Source organism: Flammeovirga sp. OC4 (assembly GCF_000812565.1).
In the GTDB taxonomy this organism is placed as follows: Bacteria; Bacteroidota; Bacteroidia; order Cytophagales; family Flammeovirgaceae; genus Flammeovirga.
Genome location: NZ_JTAM01000024.1, coordinates 95,620 through 112,544, shown reverse-complemented (window position 1 = coordinate 112,544; position 16,925 = coordinate 95,620). Strand labels below are relative to the sequence as shown.

7 protein-coding genes are annotated in these 16,925 nt (G+C 35.3%); 5 read left to right on the top strand and 2 right to left on the bottom strand.

The window, feature by feature from the left end; all coding sequences use genetic code 11:
* Window positions 1–19: 19 nt before the first annotated feature.
* Window positions 20–3,196: a glycoside hydrolase family 2 TIM barrel-domain containing protein gene (locus PL77_RS15365; protein WP_044207053.1), complete on the top strand. Its 3,177-nt coding sequence runs from the start codon at window positions 20–22 to the stop codon at window positions 3,194–3,196.
* Between the two features lie 599 nt (window positions 3,197–3,795).
* Here PL77_RS15365 and PL77_RS15360 read toward each other — a convergent pair.
* Window positions 3,796–5,349, bottom strand: coding sequence for an arylsulfatase (locus PL77_RS15360; RefSeq protein WP_044207107.1), 1,554 nt, complete (start codon window positions 5,347–5,349; stop codon window positions 3,796–3,798).
* A gap of 370 nt (window positions 5,350–5,719) precedes the next feature.
* Here PL77_RS15360 and PL77_RS15355 point away from each other — a divergent pair, with 370 nt between their 5' ends.
* On the top strand, window positions 5,720–8,242 hold the full coding sequence (locus PL77_RS15355; protein ID WP_052444461.1) for a glycoside hydrolase family 2 TIM barrel-domain containing protein: 2,523 nt from the start codon (window positions 5,720–5,722) through the stop codon (window positions 8,240–8,242).
* A 429-nt stretch (window positions 8,243–8,671) separates the two neighbouring features.
* Here PL77_RS15355 and PL77_RS15350 read toward each other — a convergent pair whose 3' ends face one another.
* Window positions 8,672–9,730 (bottom strand): hypothetical protein, encoded by a 1,059-nt coding sequence (locus PL77_RS15350; RefSeq protein WP_044207051.1) that lies wholly within the window; start codon window positions 9,728–9,730, stop codon window positions 8,672–8,674.
* A 783-nt stretch (window positions 9,731–10,513) separates the two neighbouring features.
* Between PL77_RS15350 and PL77_RS15345 the strand changes: the two genes are divergently transcribed.
* From PL77_RS15345 to PL77_RS15335, 3 genes are all read left to right on the top strand, one after another.
* Complete coding sequence (locus PL77_RS15345; protein ID WP_044207048.1) at window positions 10,514–13,294, top strand: TonB-dependent receptor; 2,781 nt, start codon at window positions 10,514–10,516, stop codon at window positions 13,292–13,294.
* A 29-nt stretch (window positions 13,295–13,323) separates the two neighbouring features.
* On the top strand, window positions 13,324–14,700 hold the full coding sequence (locus PL77_RS15340) for a hypothetical protein (protein ID WP_044207046.1): 1,377 nt from the start codon (window positions 13,324–13,326) through the stop codon (window positions 14,698–14,700).
* 541 nt (window positions 14,701–15,241) lie between these two features.
* Window positions 15,242–16,351 (top strand): phosphatidylserine/phosphatidylglycerophosphate/cardiolipin synthase family protein, encoded by a 1,110-nt coding sequence (locus PL77_RS15335; protein WP_044207044.1) that lies wholly within the window; start codon window positions 15,242–15,244, stop codon window positions 16,349–16,351.
* The last annotated feature ends 574 nt before the right edge of the window (window positions 16,352–16,925 follow it).

Below are 16,925 nucleotides of genomic sequence, written 5' to 3'. Positions count from 1 at the left end.
ATTATTAAAATAAATAGAAATGAATAAACCGCTAACAAATGCCTTAATTGTGGCAATGAGCTTGGCTTCTATGACCACATTTGCCCAAGAAATACCCCATTGGGAAAATCCTGATGTAATACGAGTAAATACTTTACCGACTCACAGTACATTTACTCATTATGAAAGTACTGATTTTAGAAAGGAGCAACAGGATTTAAAAAACTATCAATTGCTCAACGGGCAATGGAAATTTAATTGGGCCGAAAAACCAGATGATCGCCCAAAGGACTTCTATCAGTTGGCCTACGATGTCTCCGATTGGAAAGAAATTGATGTGCCTTCTGACTGGCAAAGAAGAGGGTATGGAACGCCTATCTATACCAATATTATCTATCCACATCCTAAAAATGCTCCTTATATTCCCCATGCATATAATCCAGTAGGGAGTTATAAAAGGGACTTTATGCTGAATGAAGATTGGAAAGGTAAAAACATCTTTCTCCATTTTGCAGGAGTGAACTCTGCTTTCTATGTGTGGGTAAATGGTGTACAAGTAGGTTATGCTCAGGGTTCTAAAACAGGGATTGAGTTTGATGTGACGGAGTATGTAAAAACAGGAGCAAATGATATTGCTGTAGAGGTATATCGTTGGTGTGATGGTTCTTACTTGGAAGATCAGGATTTCTGGAGGCTTAGTGGTATAGAAAGAGATGTCTACTTATTTGCGACTGAAAAAACGTTTGTAAGAGACATCAAATTAAACCCTAGTTTAGATAAAGCAAATTATAAAGATGGATTGCTTTCCTATTCGATTGATGTTCAAAATACTTCGAATAAAAAGCAAAAAGGAATGAAGTTGAGGGTGTCTGTAAAAGATGAAAAAGGCGTCACCGTTTTTACAAACACAAAAGAGGTAGAGGTAGATAAAGCTGCGTCCACAACAATTACAGATCAAAATATTCAAATGGGAAAGGTGGCGAGTTGGTCTGCCGAAACACCTCATTTATATCAATTAGAAGTGGCACTTTTGGGCAAAGGTGGTGAGGTTTTGGATGCTTCCTATCAAAAAATTGGTTTTAGAACAACTGAAATCAAAAATGGACAGTTTCTGGTCAATGGTCAGCCCGTATTATTGAAAGGAGTCAACCGTCATGAACACGACCCTGTCAATGGTCATGTAGTTTCTAGGGAAATGATGCTACAGGATATTATTGATTTGAAGAAATACAATATCAACGCGGTGAGGACTTCCCATTATCCCAACGATCCTTATTTTTATGAATTATGTGATCAATATGGCATCTATGTGTGTAATGAAGCGAACATAGAATCTCATGGTTATGGCTATAAAGCAGATGAAACATTGGCCAACAATCCACTTTACAAAGAACAACATGTTGATAGAGTACAAAGAATGGTGAAAAGAGATTTCAACCATCCTTCTGTAGTGTACTGGTCGCTGGGAAATGAAGCCGGAAATGGAAGTAATTTCAAAGCCGCTTATGATTGGGCTCATGCTTATGACACCTCTAGAGTAGTGCATTATGAACGATCAGATTATAAAAAATCTGAACCAAGAACTACGGACATCATTTCATGGATGTATATGGGCATGGAGCAAGTGACCAACAAGTATTTGAAGAAAAATAATCAATTGCCACTCGATCAACAACGCCCATTTATCTGGTGTGAATACAGTCATGCTATGGGAAATTCCAATGGTAACTTTAAGGAATACTGGGATTGGGTACGTAAAGAAAGAACAATTCAGGGTGGATTTATTTGGGATTGGCAAGATCAAGGTTTAGAGGAAAAAACGACAGATGGCGAAATCTATTATGCTTATGGTGGAGATTATGAACCCGATTCCATCCATACTGATGAAAACTTCTGTGCCAATGGTATTATAGGGTCAGATAGAACACCTCACCCAGCAATTCAGGAGATCAAGCACATCTACCAAAACCAACATTTTATACATGTTGATGGTCAAAACTTCCAGCTGTACAATGAAAACTTTTTCAAAGGACTTGAGCATACTACTGTACAATGGGAACTGTATGAAAATGGTATTTTAGCCGATCATGGAGTTGTGCAAAACTTAAATGTGAAGGCACAAGAGAAAGTGGATTTTTCATTAGATTTTTCTTATCAAATGGAGGCTGATAAAGAGTATTTTATTAACCTATATGTTATCAATGATGGATATGATAACTTACTCGAAAAAGGACACCTACTTTCATCCAATCAGTTTTTACTTCAATCTGCAAACAAAGTTTCAGTAAGTGCATCAAAGGGAACAGCTAAGATTCAACTAAAAGAAGTAAATGATCAGCTTATTTTAAAGGGAAATGGTTTTGAAGTCGTGTTTGATCAAGAGGAATTAGGTTTGGCTTCTTATAAAGTAAACGGAGAAGATTTAATAAAGGAAAGACCAAAGTTGAACTTTTGGAGAGCAATGACAGATAACGATTTTGGGGCTTGGAATGCCAAAAATCCTAAAGATCAATATTACTTTGAATGGAGAGATCAGGCCAAAAAAGGAAAAATCATTGACAGAAAAATTGAAAAAGAGAAAGGACACTATCGTATCAGTTATACTATTGGGTTAGATGCTTTGAATGCTAAAAATACAGTAATATATTGGGTGCAATCTAATGGTGATGTACAGGTGGAGAGTGAGTTAATTGCAGATCGACCTGAAACTTTGAAGTTTATGCCTAGGTATGGGCTGACTTTTGCCATTGATAAGAAATACGACACGGTAAACTATTATGGTAGAGGTCCAGAGGAAAACTATATAGACCGAAACAATGGTTCATTTGTCGGTTTATATACGACAAAAGTAGCAGACTTATATGTGCCTTATATCCGTCCGCAAGAGAATGGGCATCGTACTGATGTTCGTTTTGTAAAATGGATGGATGCGAAGGAAAATGGTTTAGAGATAAATGCAGCAGAAACAGTAGAGTTTAATGCATTATTTAATCCTATTTCAGATTTTGATCCAGGAAATTCTAAAGCACAAAGACATACTTTTGATATCAAACCTAGAGATTTAATTTATATCTGTATTGATGATAAACAAGCTGGTGTTGGAGGCGAAAACTCATGGTCAAAACGAGGGTTAGCCAAGAAGAAATACCAATTAGATCCTTCAAAGTGTAAGTTGTCTTTTACATTAAAAGCATTACAGTCCGATAGGACACAATAACATGAATTGAGCATGGTTTCACCATCGAACTTGAAGGGGAAATTGTTAATCTTTTTATAGAAAATATCTTTACTCGGAAGACCTTTCAATACTATTGAAGGGTCTTTTGTTTTTAATACGCTCTAATTCAATTGGGATTTTGTTACTGCATTATAAACTAGGTTTTCTACTATTTGTGGTTTTTAGAAATCGGGAGATTTCTGATGATCTGTAGGATACGAATGCCGCTAACGCTTAACATTCGCACCATTGGACTTTCTACCCAATTCATTTGCTACTTCTTCCCTTCAAGGCCGAGGGAGATACTACTAAATGATGGTCTGATTACATGTTAAAAGACAAAGGTTTTATAATAATTTTCTAAAATGCAGTTCTGTAGGGACGTTGCATTGCAACGTCCTCGCGAACCACAACACACTACCATTAATCCTTCATAAAAGGAGTTGTATAAATTAACGAAAACTTAGTTTACAATGTATTTAGTAGTGTTCCCCTTAAAGCCAGTAATACTATCTTTTGATACATGATGGAGGACATAAAAAAAGCACAAGTATTATTGCTTTCAAAATACTTGTGCTTTAAAAAAGATGTACTATTGATTACTTCAGAATTAGCTCTTGTGTATTATTAAAATTACCTCTTTTTTGAGTGAACTCTTCCATTAATTCTTTTACTAACTCAGGGTTTTGAGCAGCAATGTCGTTTTGTTGAGAAGGGTCATCTTTAAGATTGAATAGTTGAACTTTGTTATTATTACCCAATTCAATATTCACTTTTTTATTGATTTTATTACCTTTATACGCAGGGATAAGTACAAAATCGCCTTTACGATAAGAAGTTCTAGTTGTAGCTTCTAAAATGATAGACGTTCTGCCTTCTTTACTTTCTCCCAATAACGCTGGAAGTACATCTTTAGAATCTTCAGTTCTTTCTTCACTACCTACAAGAGATGCGAGAGAGTTGAATAAGTCTAATTGACTTACGAGAGCATCAGATTTACCTCCTTTGATTTTTCCTTTCCAATAAGTAATAAATGGTACGTGTGCACCTGCATCATACAAAGAATATTTTCCTCCTCTTAGACCACCACTTGGGTTATGGTTGCCCAATAGTTCAACAGCATCATCGTAATAGCCGTCATTTAATACAGGGCCGTTGTCAGAAGAGAAAATAATCATAGTGTTTTCCTCAATGCCAGCTTCACGGATTGTTTTTAATAACTCACCTACACACCAATCAGCTTCTAAAATAACATCACCTCTTGGACCTTTTCCAGATTTACCGACAAAACGGGGATGAGGAGTTCTTGGTACGTGAGGTTGTTGCATGGTATAAGTTAAGAAGAAAGGTTTATCTTCTTTAGACTTTTCAGTAATATAGGTTTTGACTTTAGCAAGAAAATGATCAGCCATATCTACATCGCTCCATAAGGCTGCTTTACCACCTTTCATATAGCCAATTCTAGGGATGCCATTTACTACGGCTTGATTGTGTCCGTGATGCCATTTCATCGTGAGCATTTCAGGGTTATCAATCGCATTAGGTTCTCCTTCAAATTTTTTCTTGTAGTCAATTTGGATCGGATCATTTTTATCAAGGTTGACCACATCACCATCTTCGATGTAAACTGTTGGAACACGGTCTTGTGTTGCTGCCATGATGTAAGAATAATCAAAACCTACTTCATTAGGACCCGGAGAAATGTGCTCATTCCAGTCTTTATCTGCTGAACCAAGCCCCAAGTGCCACTTCCCAATAATGGCAGTAGAGTAGCCAGCCGTTCGTAACATTTTTGGTACAGTAGGCTGTTTTGTGTCAATGATCAATGGAGCTGTTCCAGGTAAAATTCTTAAGTTATTTCTCCAAGGGTAAGCACCCGTCAAAGCGGCATATCTTGAAGGTGTACAAGTGGCAGATGATGCATAGCCATTTGAGAAATTGACACCATTATTTGCTAAATAATCAATGTTAGGAGTTGTGAACCCTTTTGCACCATTTGCACTAAAATCACCATACCCTAAGTCGTCTAAATAGACAAAAATAATATTAGGTTTCGTTTCCTTTTGTGCCTCGTTGTTGGTGGTAGTTTGTTTTTGACATCCTATCAATGTCAGTAATCCCACAATGGTAAAAAATAAGTTGATCTTCTTCATTTCAAATATTAAAAAAATAATGTTTTTGATTAGAGTAGGGAGGAAGTGAAAATATCTTTTTTCTTCTCTCAACACTAACATACTATATCAACAGAAATTGACTTTATATAAATAATTAAAAAAGTAGCAATCTATTAAATCGTGCTACTTATTTGGACAAAATTGATACAAAAACAGACTTTTACTTTAGGTCTATTTATCAAAATCTAATTTTTCAACTCAAAGACCAAAGGGTGCATTTTGGTATTGAACAGCCCTTTTTTTGATAAATTCTAGCATAAATACGACTAAAATTACTACAAAAATGATCAGTTAAGTTATAAACGTGTATGTGTACTCTACTTTCTGCCCTTAAATATAGATTTGCTTTATGAAACAGAAGGTGTTTGCCAATACAGAAAATGTCTGTCTCAATCAAATACATCCTAACCCAACTCCACAATCTTTTATTTTAATAGAAATGAAAAAAATTATATTATTTATAGGCGTTTATTTGGCATTGTGCCAAGTCGTTTTCTCTTCGGAGGGAAGACAGGTAAAATCGATTAATTTTGATTGGAAATTTACATTAACCAATCCACAAGGAGCGTCAGCAAAAGCATTTGATGACACGAAATGGAGAGCACTAGATTTACCGCATGATTGGAGTATTGAAGGAGAATTTAAAAAGGAGAATCCTTCTGGTACTTCGGGTGCATTTTTACCTGGCGGAATTGGTTGGTATCGAAAAGATATAACGTTAGAAAAAATTGATCCCAACACCATTTATAGTATTCGATTTGATGGAGTGTATTTGAATAGTGATGTTTGGATTAATGGTTTTCATCTCGGTTTTCATCCTAATGGTTATTTAGGTTTTGAATATGATTTGACGCCCTATTTAATAGAAGGAAAAAATACGATTGCCGTTAAGGTGGATCATTCCAAATTGCCAAGCGGAAGATGGTACACTGGTTCGGGTATTTATAGAAATGTATGGTGGGAAACCAAAAATAGAACATACCTTTTAGAAGAGGACCTTTTTATCACTACTCCTCAAGTTAGCACAGAAAAGGCAACTGTTCATTTGGCCGCTTCTATTTTAAATCAAAAGAAAAGGAAGGCAAAAATAGAAGTTCAGATCAATGTGCTGGATAAAGAAGGACAGTTAGTGAGTAGTACAGTGAAGAAATATCAATTTCAAAAACAGCAAGAAATAGCACTTGACTTTGAAGTTGAAAATCCAAACTTATGGTCTCCAAAATCCCCCTCTATGTACACCATGGAGACTATTATTACTCATAATGGAAAAGAAATAGATTGCTATTCCACCACTTTTGGTATTCGAAAAGTAGAATGGAAACCAAATGAAGGAGTATTTCTAAATGATGAGCCAATTTTAATAAAAGGTTTAAGTAATCATCAAGATGCGGGGCCATTGGGTGTGGCTGTTCCAGAAGATGTATTGTACCGAAGATTGAAAATGCTAAAAGACATGGGTTGTAATGCCTTAAGGACGGCACATCATCCGTTTGCCCCGGAATTTTATACAATGTGTGACACAATGGGTTTTATGGTAATGGATGAGGCATTTGATGGTTGGTGGAATACCAAAGCGAAGTTTGATTATGGTTTACATTTCGAGGAATATTGGAAAAAGGATCTTGAGACGTTTATCAAAAGAGATAGAAACCATCCCTCTGTTGTAATTTGGAGTGTAGGAAATGAGGTGAAAGGGTACACTAATGAGCAGCAAAAGCTTTTGGTAGAGGAAGCAAAAAAGTGGGATACAACAAGACCGGTCACTCAAGGAAGAGGCTATAAAGGAGATCACATTGATATAGCTGGTTTTAACGGTCATGGTGAATTTAAAAATGTGTTAGAAAAATACAATGAAGATCACCCGCAAAAACTTATTATCGGAACGGAGATTACACATACTTTGCAGACAAGGGGTGTCTACAGAACAAAAACATGGTACAGAACCAAAGACAATCCAGCTCCTTGGGAAAAGCCAGAACACTTTAAGAAATTAGAACCAAAAATCTATAAAATTGAAGATCTTTCTGAAGAGGAAGTGTTTGAAGGAATTTCACCAAAATACCAATCTTCTTATGATAACTCTATTGTAAGAATAGGAGTGAGAGATGATTGGAATAGGGTAGAACAAATGGATTTTTATGTGGGTAATTTCAGATGGACAGGCTTTGATTACTTGGGAGAATCTTTTAATTGGCCTGCAAGAACCGCAAATTTTGGTATCATTGATTTGGCAGGTTTCCCTAAAGATCACTACTACCTCTATCAAAGTTTATGGAGTGATCAACCGATGGTGCACCTCTTACCGCATTGGTCTCATAAAGGAAAAGAAGGAGTTAAGATTCCAGTAGTGGTTTATACAAATTGTGATGAAGCAGAGTTATTTCTTAATGGGGCATCTTTAGGTAGAAAACCCATGAATGAGAGCCGTCAAATTGTGTGGCAGGTACCTTACCAAAAAGGAGAATTAAAAGTTGTAGCCTATACGGATGATAAAATTCAAGCTTCTAAAACCATTAAAACGGCAGAAGAGGCCTATACAACGACTTTGACTACAGATAAACGAGTGCTTCAGGCAGACCGAAAAGATGTTTTACATTGTGAAGTGTCTGTAGTGGATCAAAATGGTGTATTCGTGCCTAACGCTTCAAACGAATTACAATTTAAAGTAACTGGAGGTGGTCATTTGATTGGCATTGAAAACGGTGATATTTTAGATATGAGTTCTTCTAAATATGACTTGAACAGGAAAGCATTTAATGGTAAATGTTTATTGATCATACAATCCAACGGACAAAAAGGTAATATCAAGATTGAAGTGGAGGGAGAAGGCCTGAAATCGCAACAGTTGATTATCAATACCATTGTACTGTAATCTTTTGTATACTACTTTTATATTGTAAGTGATGCTAATGCTTCACATTTGTACCAGTGGTCTTTCTAAATAATTCGTTTGGTAGTACTTTCATCGGCCTTGAATGGAAAAGCGTTAAGAATTTCATGTATTGAGCCGTTAAAAATGATTTTGCTGTTTGAGCGCAGCGAGTTTAAAATCATTTAGGCGAAAGGAATGTAATTTAGCTTTTGCGTTCAAAGCCTTGACTTTTTTGCTTCGTTTTTGTGTTAAGACAAAAATGAAGAAGCAGGAAGCTTGAAAGTAAGTCCTATAAGATCTAGTAGAAATATGGATTAAAAGTTAACGATAATTTACGTTACAATCTATTTTAACAATAGCCTCAAAAATAAAAAATCCCACTTTCGAGCTCATACTTGAAAGTGGGATTTTATATCTATAGAAAGTAGTTTACTGATAAACTACTTTTTTATTGGCTTTGTCACCCATTGGAATATTCTCCCATACAAAGTGTCCGTTTACAATTGGATACCCAGCTCTTACAATATCACTATTGCCATTACTTTGGATGGTATCAACCGTAAAGAAACCTAATTTTTTAGCGAAAAGAATATTAAACTCTTCTACTTCACCTAGTGGTTTGAAAGTTCTTTCTCTGATTTCCAGTTGTTTCCACTCTAAATACTTTGGTAAAGTGTAATCGTGGAATACCGTACATTCACGCACGATACTAGGATTCAAGTTTTTCACTTTTTGAGTATAAGCCAAAACCTGTGTCATGATATCGCCATAATCGTCAAGATTATCACCTAATTCCATTGATTGAAGCAAATTCAAAATCAATGTGTTCTTATAAGTTCTTTCTTTTGGTAACCAACTTACATTGAAGATCAAGAACAAAATATCTGCAGTTAATCGTTTTTTGTAAGCCACAAGCTTTTCAGCCAATGCTTTGTCTTCGTAAGACTTTACATTGTTGTTGGCCAAAACCAAAAACTTACCGACTGTTTTAGCTAAGAAGTTTTTTACTCCAAATGGTTTTTGATCAATTTTACCGTCTAAGAATACTTTCTTATAGATTTCAATATCCTCATCATACTCCTCCAAGTCATAATTGATCAACAAAGATTCCATAAGAACAATAAGGTTCGTAAGATCTCTAATATCAACGTTACGCTCTTGTTCGCTTGTAATGGATCTTTTTTTGAAGTACGGATTTAAAACAAGATCATACTGTTTGTTAATTCGATCCGATATTTTTTGCAAAGAAGGTAAGAGACTGTTTTCAAAATCTCTGTAGCCTTGTCCATAATCAAGTTGAGCATCTATTGACGAAAGGAAACTCAAAATTTGGTCATTTGGAGTTTCAGAATTTTCCAAACTACTATCAACTTCTAGACTTTGAATGTCATTCCAGCTAGATACTACAAATTCAAGTAAGGCATCTAAACCTTCTCGTGTTTCAAATTCTTCAGTTAAGTATTTTGATAAATTAATATTCTTTCCCATTGAATTTTTTTGGAGCTATATTATGATTAAAGTTAATCCTTAATCTATTTCTCAATAAAATAATTTTGAAAGCGCAATATAATCAGATTGTCACCAATAATTAATAGATGAAAGGAAACATTATAATTAATGTATCGTAATTCTTATAAATCAATTGGATTAAGGACAAATACAGAACCTCATTAGAGGTAATAGGTAGGTTTTAATAGGAAATGTGCTTCAAGTTTTCCAAAAATTACTTTTTATCAATTGCTTTACATGGTCGAATTTTACTCCAAAATAAGAAGAAAAGGTTGACTACTCTCTTTTGAATCATAAAATAGGTTCTTCTTTGTTTCTTAAAGTTAAGAAATAGGGATGTGGATATGAACTGTAAATAAAAAAGTAAATCAGTGTTCATTTTAAGTTATTTTTTGAATTGAAGGCTTAAGGTGTAATGTTAACGATAAAAATAAGAAATTGTTAATGAAGTAGTGTACCTTGTTAATCGTTAGCATTAAAATATTGATATTAATTTATAAAACACTGAAAATTAAATATATATCATCTATTTAGTTGATGAGCTGACTATTATTATTGACATAATTGTTAATTTTAAAATAAGAATTTGAATGAATACTCATTGTTAATAAGTAGTTTTCTTTTCTGTAAGATACAATTCATTTAAACTTCATTTGTTCACCCGAGGTTCATTCTTTTTACAAAAAAACGTAATCTATTTTATACACGAAATTAAATAACAGTTCTTCAATTTTGCCCCCGTAATCAATCTAAACTAGACAAATGTACAAGTCTTTACTGCTGAGCTTACTTTTTAATCTGACGATTTTTTCTGTATCAGCACAAACTATAAAGGGGACTATAACAGACAAAAGTGGAGAAGCACTGATAGGTGCGTCTGTTGTAGTGGAAGGTACCATGAACGGTGCCATGGTAGGTCTTAACGGGACCTATGTAATAAAGGGAATAAGTAAAGGTTCTACTGTGAACCTTAAGGCCTCTTTTGTTGGTTTTAAAACGCAAACTAAATCTATAACTGTAAGTGGAGAGACAGTTGTTGATTTCATTTTGAAAGAAGATCATCAAGAGTTGGCAGAAGTGGAAATTAGAGCTTCGAGAGAATTAGATACAGACGCCAGTGCAAGAGCTACTGAACAGCATTCACCTATGGTATTGAATGTCGTTTCTGCAAGTACTATCGAGCTTTCACCCGACTTAAACGTGGCAGATGTCATGCAAAGAGTGTCGGGTGTATCATTAGAGCAAAGTAACTCAGGTGTAGGTAGTTATGCTATTGTAAGAGGTATGCCAAAGCGTTATTCATATACGCTTGTAAATGGAGTAAAGATACCTTCGCCTGATAATAAAAACAGATACGTGCCATTGGATATGTTCCCGTCTGATTTATTAGATCGTATTGAGGTAACTAAGGCATTGACACCGAGTATGGAAGGTGATGCTGTAGGTGGAGCGATGAACTTGATCATGAAAAATGCAAAAGATAATTTTAGCTTTAAGCTCAATGCTTCTGGAGGTATGAATTCATTATTTTCTGAAGATGGAGGACAACCTTTCCTTACTTATGATCAATCATTGACTAATCCTATTGCACCACATAACAGAGCGGTTGAAGGATACACAGCTTCTTTTGATGATTTTACAACGGACAACTTGGTGCCAAAAGAAACCTACAATCCGATTGATTATAATTTAGGAGCATCGGTAAGTAACAGGTTCTTAGATGGAAAACTAGGTGTAGTTTTAGCCGGTAGTTTACAAAAGTTACATAGAGGTTCAGATACTCATAATTATGATGTGGGCTACAATCAAATTTCCAATCTTCTTGATTTAGAAACGTATGAATACAGACAATATTCATCGGCTATGACAAGAGGTGGTGTTCATAATAAAATTGACTATGTCTTTAATAACAAGCACAGTATCAGTTTGTACAATGCCTTGATTTATGAAAGAGAAGATCAGGTAAGAGAATCTGTACGCTATAGACTGTGGGATGGTGAATACGACCCTGAGAGTAATAGTGGTACGGCTACTTTTGAAACTAGAATAAGAACAACAAAGCAACAAATTCAAAACTCAACGTTGCAAGGTGATCATCAGATATTACCTGCTTGGAAGTTGGATTGGTCAGCGGTTTATTCATTAGCAACAAGAGAACGCCCAGATTTGGCTGTTTTTACGAGAAATGCCGTATTTATCAATGGTGTACCGAATCAGGTACGTGTGGAGGACTTTGGATCACAATTTAGAATTTGGGAAGATAACTCAGATAGAGATTATTCTGCTTATATCAACAACACTTTTGATTTTAACACTTTCGGTGAGTTGAAATTAGGGGGATTGTATAGAAACAAAGAGCGTACAAATAATTATATCCGATACAACTTTAAACCGTTAAACAATGAGACAAAAACGGGTGAAGATTGGAAGTATAATGAAGTGGATTGGTCATTATCCAACCCTAAAGGCGGAAGAACAAATGCATTGAATTATGATGCACATGAAAATATCCTAGCGTATTATATTGAATACAAATATGAACCTTCTCAACGTACAGAAATTGTAGGTGGTGTTCGTGTAGAGCATACAGAACAAGGATATACGTTAAGACACCCTCCATATGGTGTAGATCCTGAAGGAGGACAAGAGTATTTTGATTATTTACCGAGTTTACATTTCCGTTATAAGATAAATGGAAACTCTAACTTAAGAGCATCGTACTTCCGTTCTGTGATCCGTCCAGGCTTCTTTGAAATCGTTCCTTATTCAATTGGTGAAGAATCAACGGATTCAGGTTTTGCTGAAAGAGGAAACCCAGATCTGAAGAGAACAATCGCTGATAATATTGATTTACGTTACGAAGTTTTCCCTGGTGCAAGAGATAATTTATTTGTAGGCGTTTTTTATAAAAATATCCAAGATCCAATAGAGAAAGGAATAAAAAGAGACTCAAGAGGTCGACCGTATTTGCAGCCTGATAATTTTGGTACCGCTATTAATTACGGTTTAGAAATTGACGCTACAAAATACTTCAGAAACTTCGGAATCAAGGCCAATTATACTTACACACAATCAAGTATTACAACCAGCAAGGTGATTTTTGTAAGAGAAGATCCTAATGATCCGTCTTCGAGTAATATACCAATAGACGTATCTCAAACTCGTCCATTACAAGGACAGTCTGCACATATCGGTAATATTTCACTTTTATACAAAAACCAAAAGCATGGTCTTGATGTTCAGTTAGCCAATGTATTTACAGGCAAAAGAATCGATCAGTTGGTAAGTTACTATGAAAAGGACATTTGGCAAGAAGCGAGATGGCAGATGGACTTTTCAATTGAAAAACACTTCGGCTTTGGTTTAACAGTATTTGCGAAAGCAAGAAATCTCCTTGATACACCACTTGTACTTTATGTGAATCAAGAAGCCAATGAAAGACAATCTAACTACCCATTACAAGGTGATCCTGGCGATAACCTTAAAGTGAGAGACGAACGTTACGGACGTAATTTCCAATTGGGTATTAAGTATAAATTATAATCTATTCAAATCAATTTTTTAAGTTCAAAATGAAAACTTTTAACTCTTTACTTGTAAAAGGTCTTTTGATCCTTTCTACACTATTCGTTGTGGTATCATGTAGCGAAGACACTGATATTTTAGATAATGATAATCCAGATGTTGACAATCCAATTGTTCCTGAGGAAGAAGAGGCTGAAGACATTACGATCACTGAAGTATATGAGATCACTCAAGACGAAACTTGGGCTGCAGGTATCACTGTAAACTTTGGCAATCACGTTGTAATTAAAGAAGGTGTTACTTTAACAATCGAGCCAGGTGTAAAAGTTTTAGCAGATAAAGATGTTGCTCCAGAATTTATCATCGATGGTAACTTACACGCTTTAGGTACTGCTGAGGATCCTATCTATTTTACTGTTCCTACAGCAGACAGAACTGAAGCAAACATCTTCAACTTACAAGCTTGGGGTGGTTTTATCTGTACTTCTACAGCAAAAACTTTCGTTTTAGATCACGTTGTAATGGAATTTGCGAACGGTATCTTAACAGATGAGCACATCTCTATCCAAAGAGAATTAGGTTTTGAAGTAGGTGACCCATCATATGGTTTCTACTCTGAAAACTCTGAGACTAAAGTAGTTGTTCACAACTCTACAATTGCATATATGGTAGATGACGCATTCCGTCCTGAAGGTGGTCAAGTTTCATTCTACAACAATGTATTCGCGTTTATCGGTGCTACAGGTGGTGAGGCTTTAAACATCAAAGCAGGTACTACTGGTGATATTGCTTACAACCTTTTCTACCACATTGCTACAAACGGTCCTAAGTGGTCTAACAAAAATGGAGCAGCTGTTCAAACGAACATCAACGCTTACAACAACACTATCGTTTCTGGTGGTTGGAGAAGATCAAAGTCAGGCCGTGGTGGTTCTGTAAACATCGAAGAAGGTGCAAGAGGTAAAGTATTCAATAACATCATCGTTAACTGCCGTTATGGTGTTCGTATCGTTGGAGACCCTGAAACAGGTGATACAAACGTAGATATGGAAAACACTACAATCGGAAACCAATTCTACTATGGTTACAATGACATCATCCAAAATGAGTTTGCTCCAAGCAACGGTGTGTTAAAAACAGTATCTGAATCTTCTATCACTACAGGTAAGCCTGGTTTCGTAAACTTCAACGTTGAAGCATTCAAAATCGAAGCAATCGAAGGTGAAGAGGCTTTCTATACGCCAATCGAAACAGTGAAATTTGAGGATTGGGCACAATATGACTTCCACTTATCAGCAACTGCTGCTGCTAAAGATGCAGGTTCTGATCAGGTAGTTCCTATGTACAAGTCAATCTCTGTAGCTGGAAAGAATTTCTCAGTTCCAAATTCAGCTTCATACATTGGTGCGTTTGGTACTAAATAATGTGTAGTAGCAATACTAATATCAAAGGGAATAAAGTACTTCGGTGCTTTATTCCTTTCTTTTTATCTGAATAATAATCTTATATCGGTATTAATAGTCCATCATTAAATATTCTAAGTCAGCTACAAAATTACGTTTAATCTAGCTTAGAGGGTTTTACTTTCAAGCTTCCTTCTTCTTCATTTTTGTCTTGAAACAAAAACGAAGCAAAAAATTCAAGGCTTAGAAGTCAAAAGCTAAATTTCATTCCTTTCGCCTAAATGATTTTAAACTCGCTGCGCTCAAACAAGAAAATCATTTTGAACGGCTTAATCCATGAAATTCTTCACGCTTTTCCCTTCAATGCCAATAGAAGGACTACTAGATTTAGAGGGTAGTAAATCCATTGATGTGTGAATGTTGAGTTGAAGCATTTTTTGTGTATTCATATCATTAGAAACGCGACATATGTTTTCTATCCTAATAAATATGGAGGCTTTGTGAACACGGTAATAAACTATGGACCGATAATAAGTAGATCAAATCAATTCTTTCTAAACTAATGAAACATCTTTTCCTTCTCTTTCTTCCATTTTTCTTTTTCTCGTGTGAAGTTTCAGATACTATCAGTACGGAGATTCCTGAAATTCCTGTACATACTTTTACTTTTGATGAGGAATTTCCCATTACTGTACTTCCTACGGATGAGGACTTAAAACAATCATCAAGCATTTATTATGAAAATGTAAATAACATTATTGATGCAACTCCAAGCGGAGAAACGATACATGTCAATCTTTTTAAGTTTTCTACGGGTACGATTAGAGACCGTTTATTGGAAGCGATGAGAAGAGGGGTAGAAGTGCATGTTATGTTGGATATTGATGTTGTAAACAATTATACTACGAAACTATTACAAGATAGTGTGACTACTTTTTTAAGGTATAACAACTACCTTTCTTCAAAATCAATCAATCATAATAAATACTTGTTGAGTTCGGGTATAGCGACTTCTGATTCAATAAGAAGAAATATCGTATTACAGACAAGTTATAATTTCACTTCGAGTGATAATCCAAAATATCAAGACATGGTGATGTTGGCTGATGAAGGTTTATATAATGCTTTCGTAGCGAATTATGATGATATGGTAGTGGCTCATACAGAAAAGAAGTTAAGAGAGTGGACTTTTGAATGGGAAGAATATGGAGAAGCAACTGTGGGGTTTTTACCCAAAATCACGGGAGGTGATATTGCTGTAGATATTTTTGCTGGTGTAAGTAGTTCAGCGGTAGTGACTATCATGAATTCAAAATGGGAAGATGATCGCCCTACTTTAAAATCAACTCTTAAAGCTTTACTTGAACAAGGTACAACCTTAAATATCATGGCTCCTCCGTCAAGGACAGACAACTTGGATGTATCATGGGAAAAGACACTCAATGAATGGGCCGCAAATTATGAAAACTGTACTGTAAAATGGATTAGTGCAAGATCAATTCATAACAAAACGATCTTAATTGAAGATGGTGAAAACAGTGCAGTATGGACGGGTGCTCATAACTTCAGGTCAAGGTCTCTGAGATACAATAATGAAGTGATTTTAAAATTAGAGCATGCTTCTATTATTGCGGAGTATAAAGTTTGGTTAGAGACCATTTTACAACAATAAAACAGCAGTAGTTCTTCCATCGGTTTTTCTTTATTACCCGATGGAAGAACTATAAAATGATTGTAACTATTTAAACAACGAAAACCAAGTTTTCGAATATCTATGGTGTATAGAAATCAGAAGATTTCTGACGATCAGTAGAACATAAAAAGCTTGTAGAAATATCAATTGAAGGTTGAAGATAATTTAAGTTTACAACTTAATTATTACATTGTAAACTAAATTTTTGCCAATTTATACAATTCCTTTTATGAAGGGTAAATAGATGTGTATTGTGGTTCGCGAGGACGTTGCAATGCAACGTCCCTACAGCACTACATTTTAAAAGATTATTATAAAACCTTTGTCTTTTGAAATATAATCAGACCATCATTTAGTAGTATCTAAATCGGCCTTGAAGGGAAAAGCGTTAAGAATTTCATGTATTGAGCCGTTAAAAATGATTTTGCTGTTTGAGCGCAGCGAGTTTAAAATCATTTAGGCTCAAGGAATGGAATTTAGCTTTTGACTTCTAAGCCTTGAATTTTTTGCTTCGTTTTTGTTTCAAGACAAAAATGAAGAAGAAGGAAGTTTT

What these genes read in the sequence shown, in the direction of transcription:
- PL77_RS15365 (WP_044207053.1), top strand. Translation starts at nt 20, where the DNA reads ATGAATAAACCGCTAACAAATGCCTTAATTGTGGCAATGAGCTTGGCT.
- PL77_RS15360 (WP_044207107.1), bottom strand. Translation starts at nt 5,349, where the DNA reads ATGAAGAAGATCAACTTATTTTTTACCATTGTGGGATTACTGACATTG.
- PL77_RS15355 (WP_052444461.1), top strand. Translation starts at nt 5,720, where the DNA reads ATGAAACAGAAGGTGTTTGCCAATACAGAAAATGTCTGTCTCAATCAA.
- PL77_RS15350 (WP_044207051.1), bottom strand. Translation starts at nt 9,730, where the DNA reads ATGGGAAAGAATATTAATTTATCAAAATACTTAACTGAAGAATTTGAA.
- PL77_RS15345 (WP_044207048.1), top strand. Translation starts at nt 10,514, where the DNA reads ATGTACAAGTCTTTACTGCTGAGCTTACTTTTTAATCTGACGATTTTT.
- PL77_RS15340 (WP_044207046.1), top strand. Translation starts at nt 13,324, where the DNA reads ATGAAAACTTTTAACTCTTTACTTGTAAAAGGTCTTTTGATCCTTTCT.
- PL77_RS15335 (WP_044207044.1), top strand. Translation starts at nt 15,242, where the DNA reads ATGAAACATCTTTTCCTTCTCTTTCTTCCATTTTTCTTTTTCTCGTGT.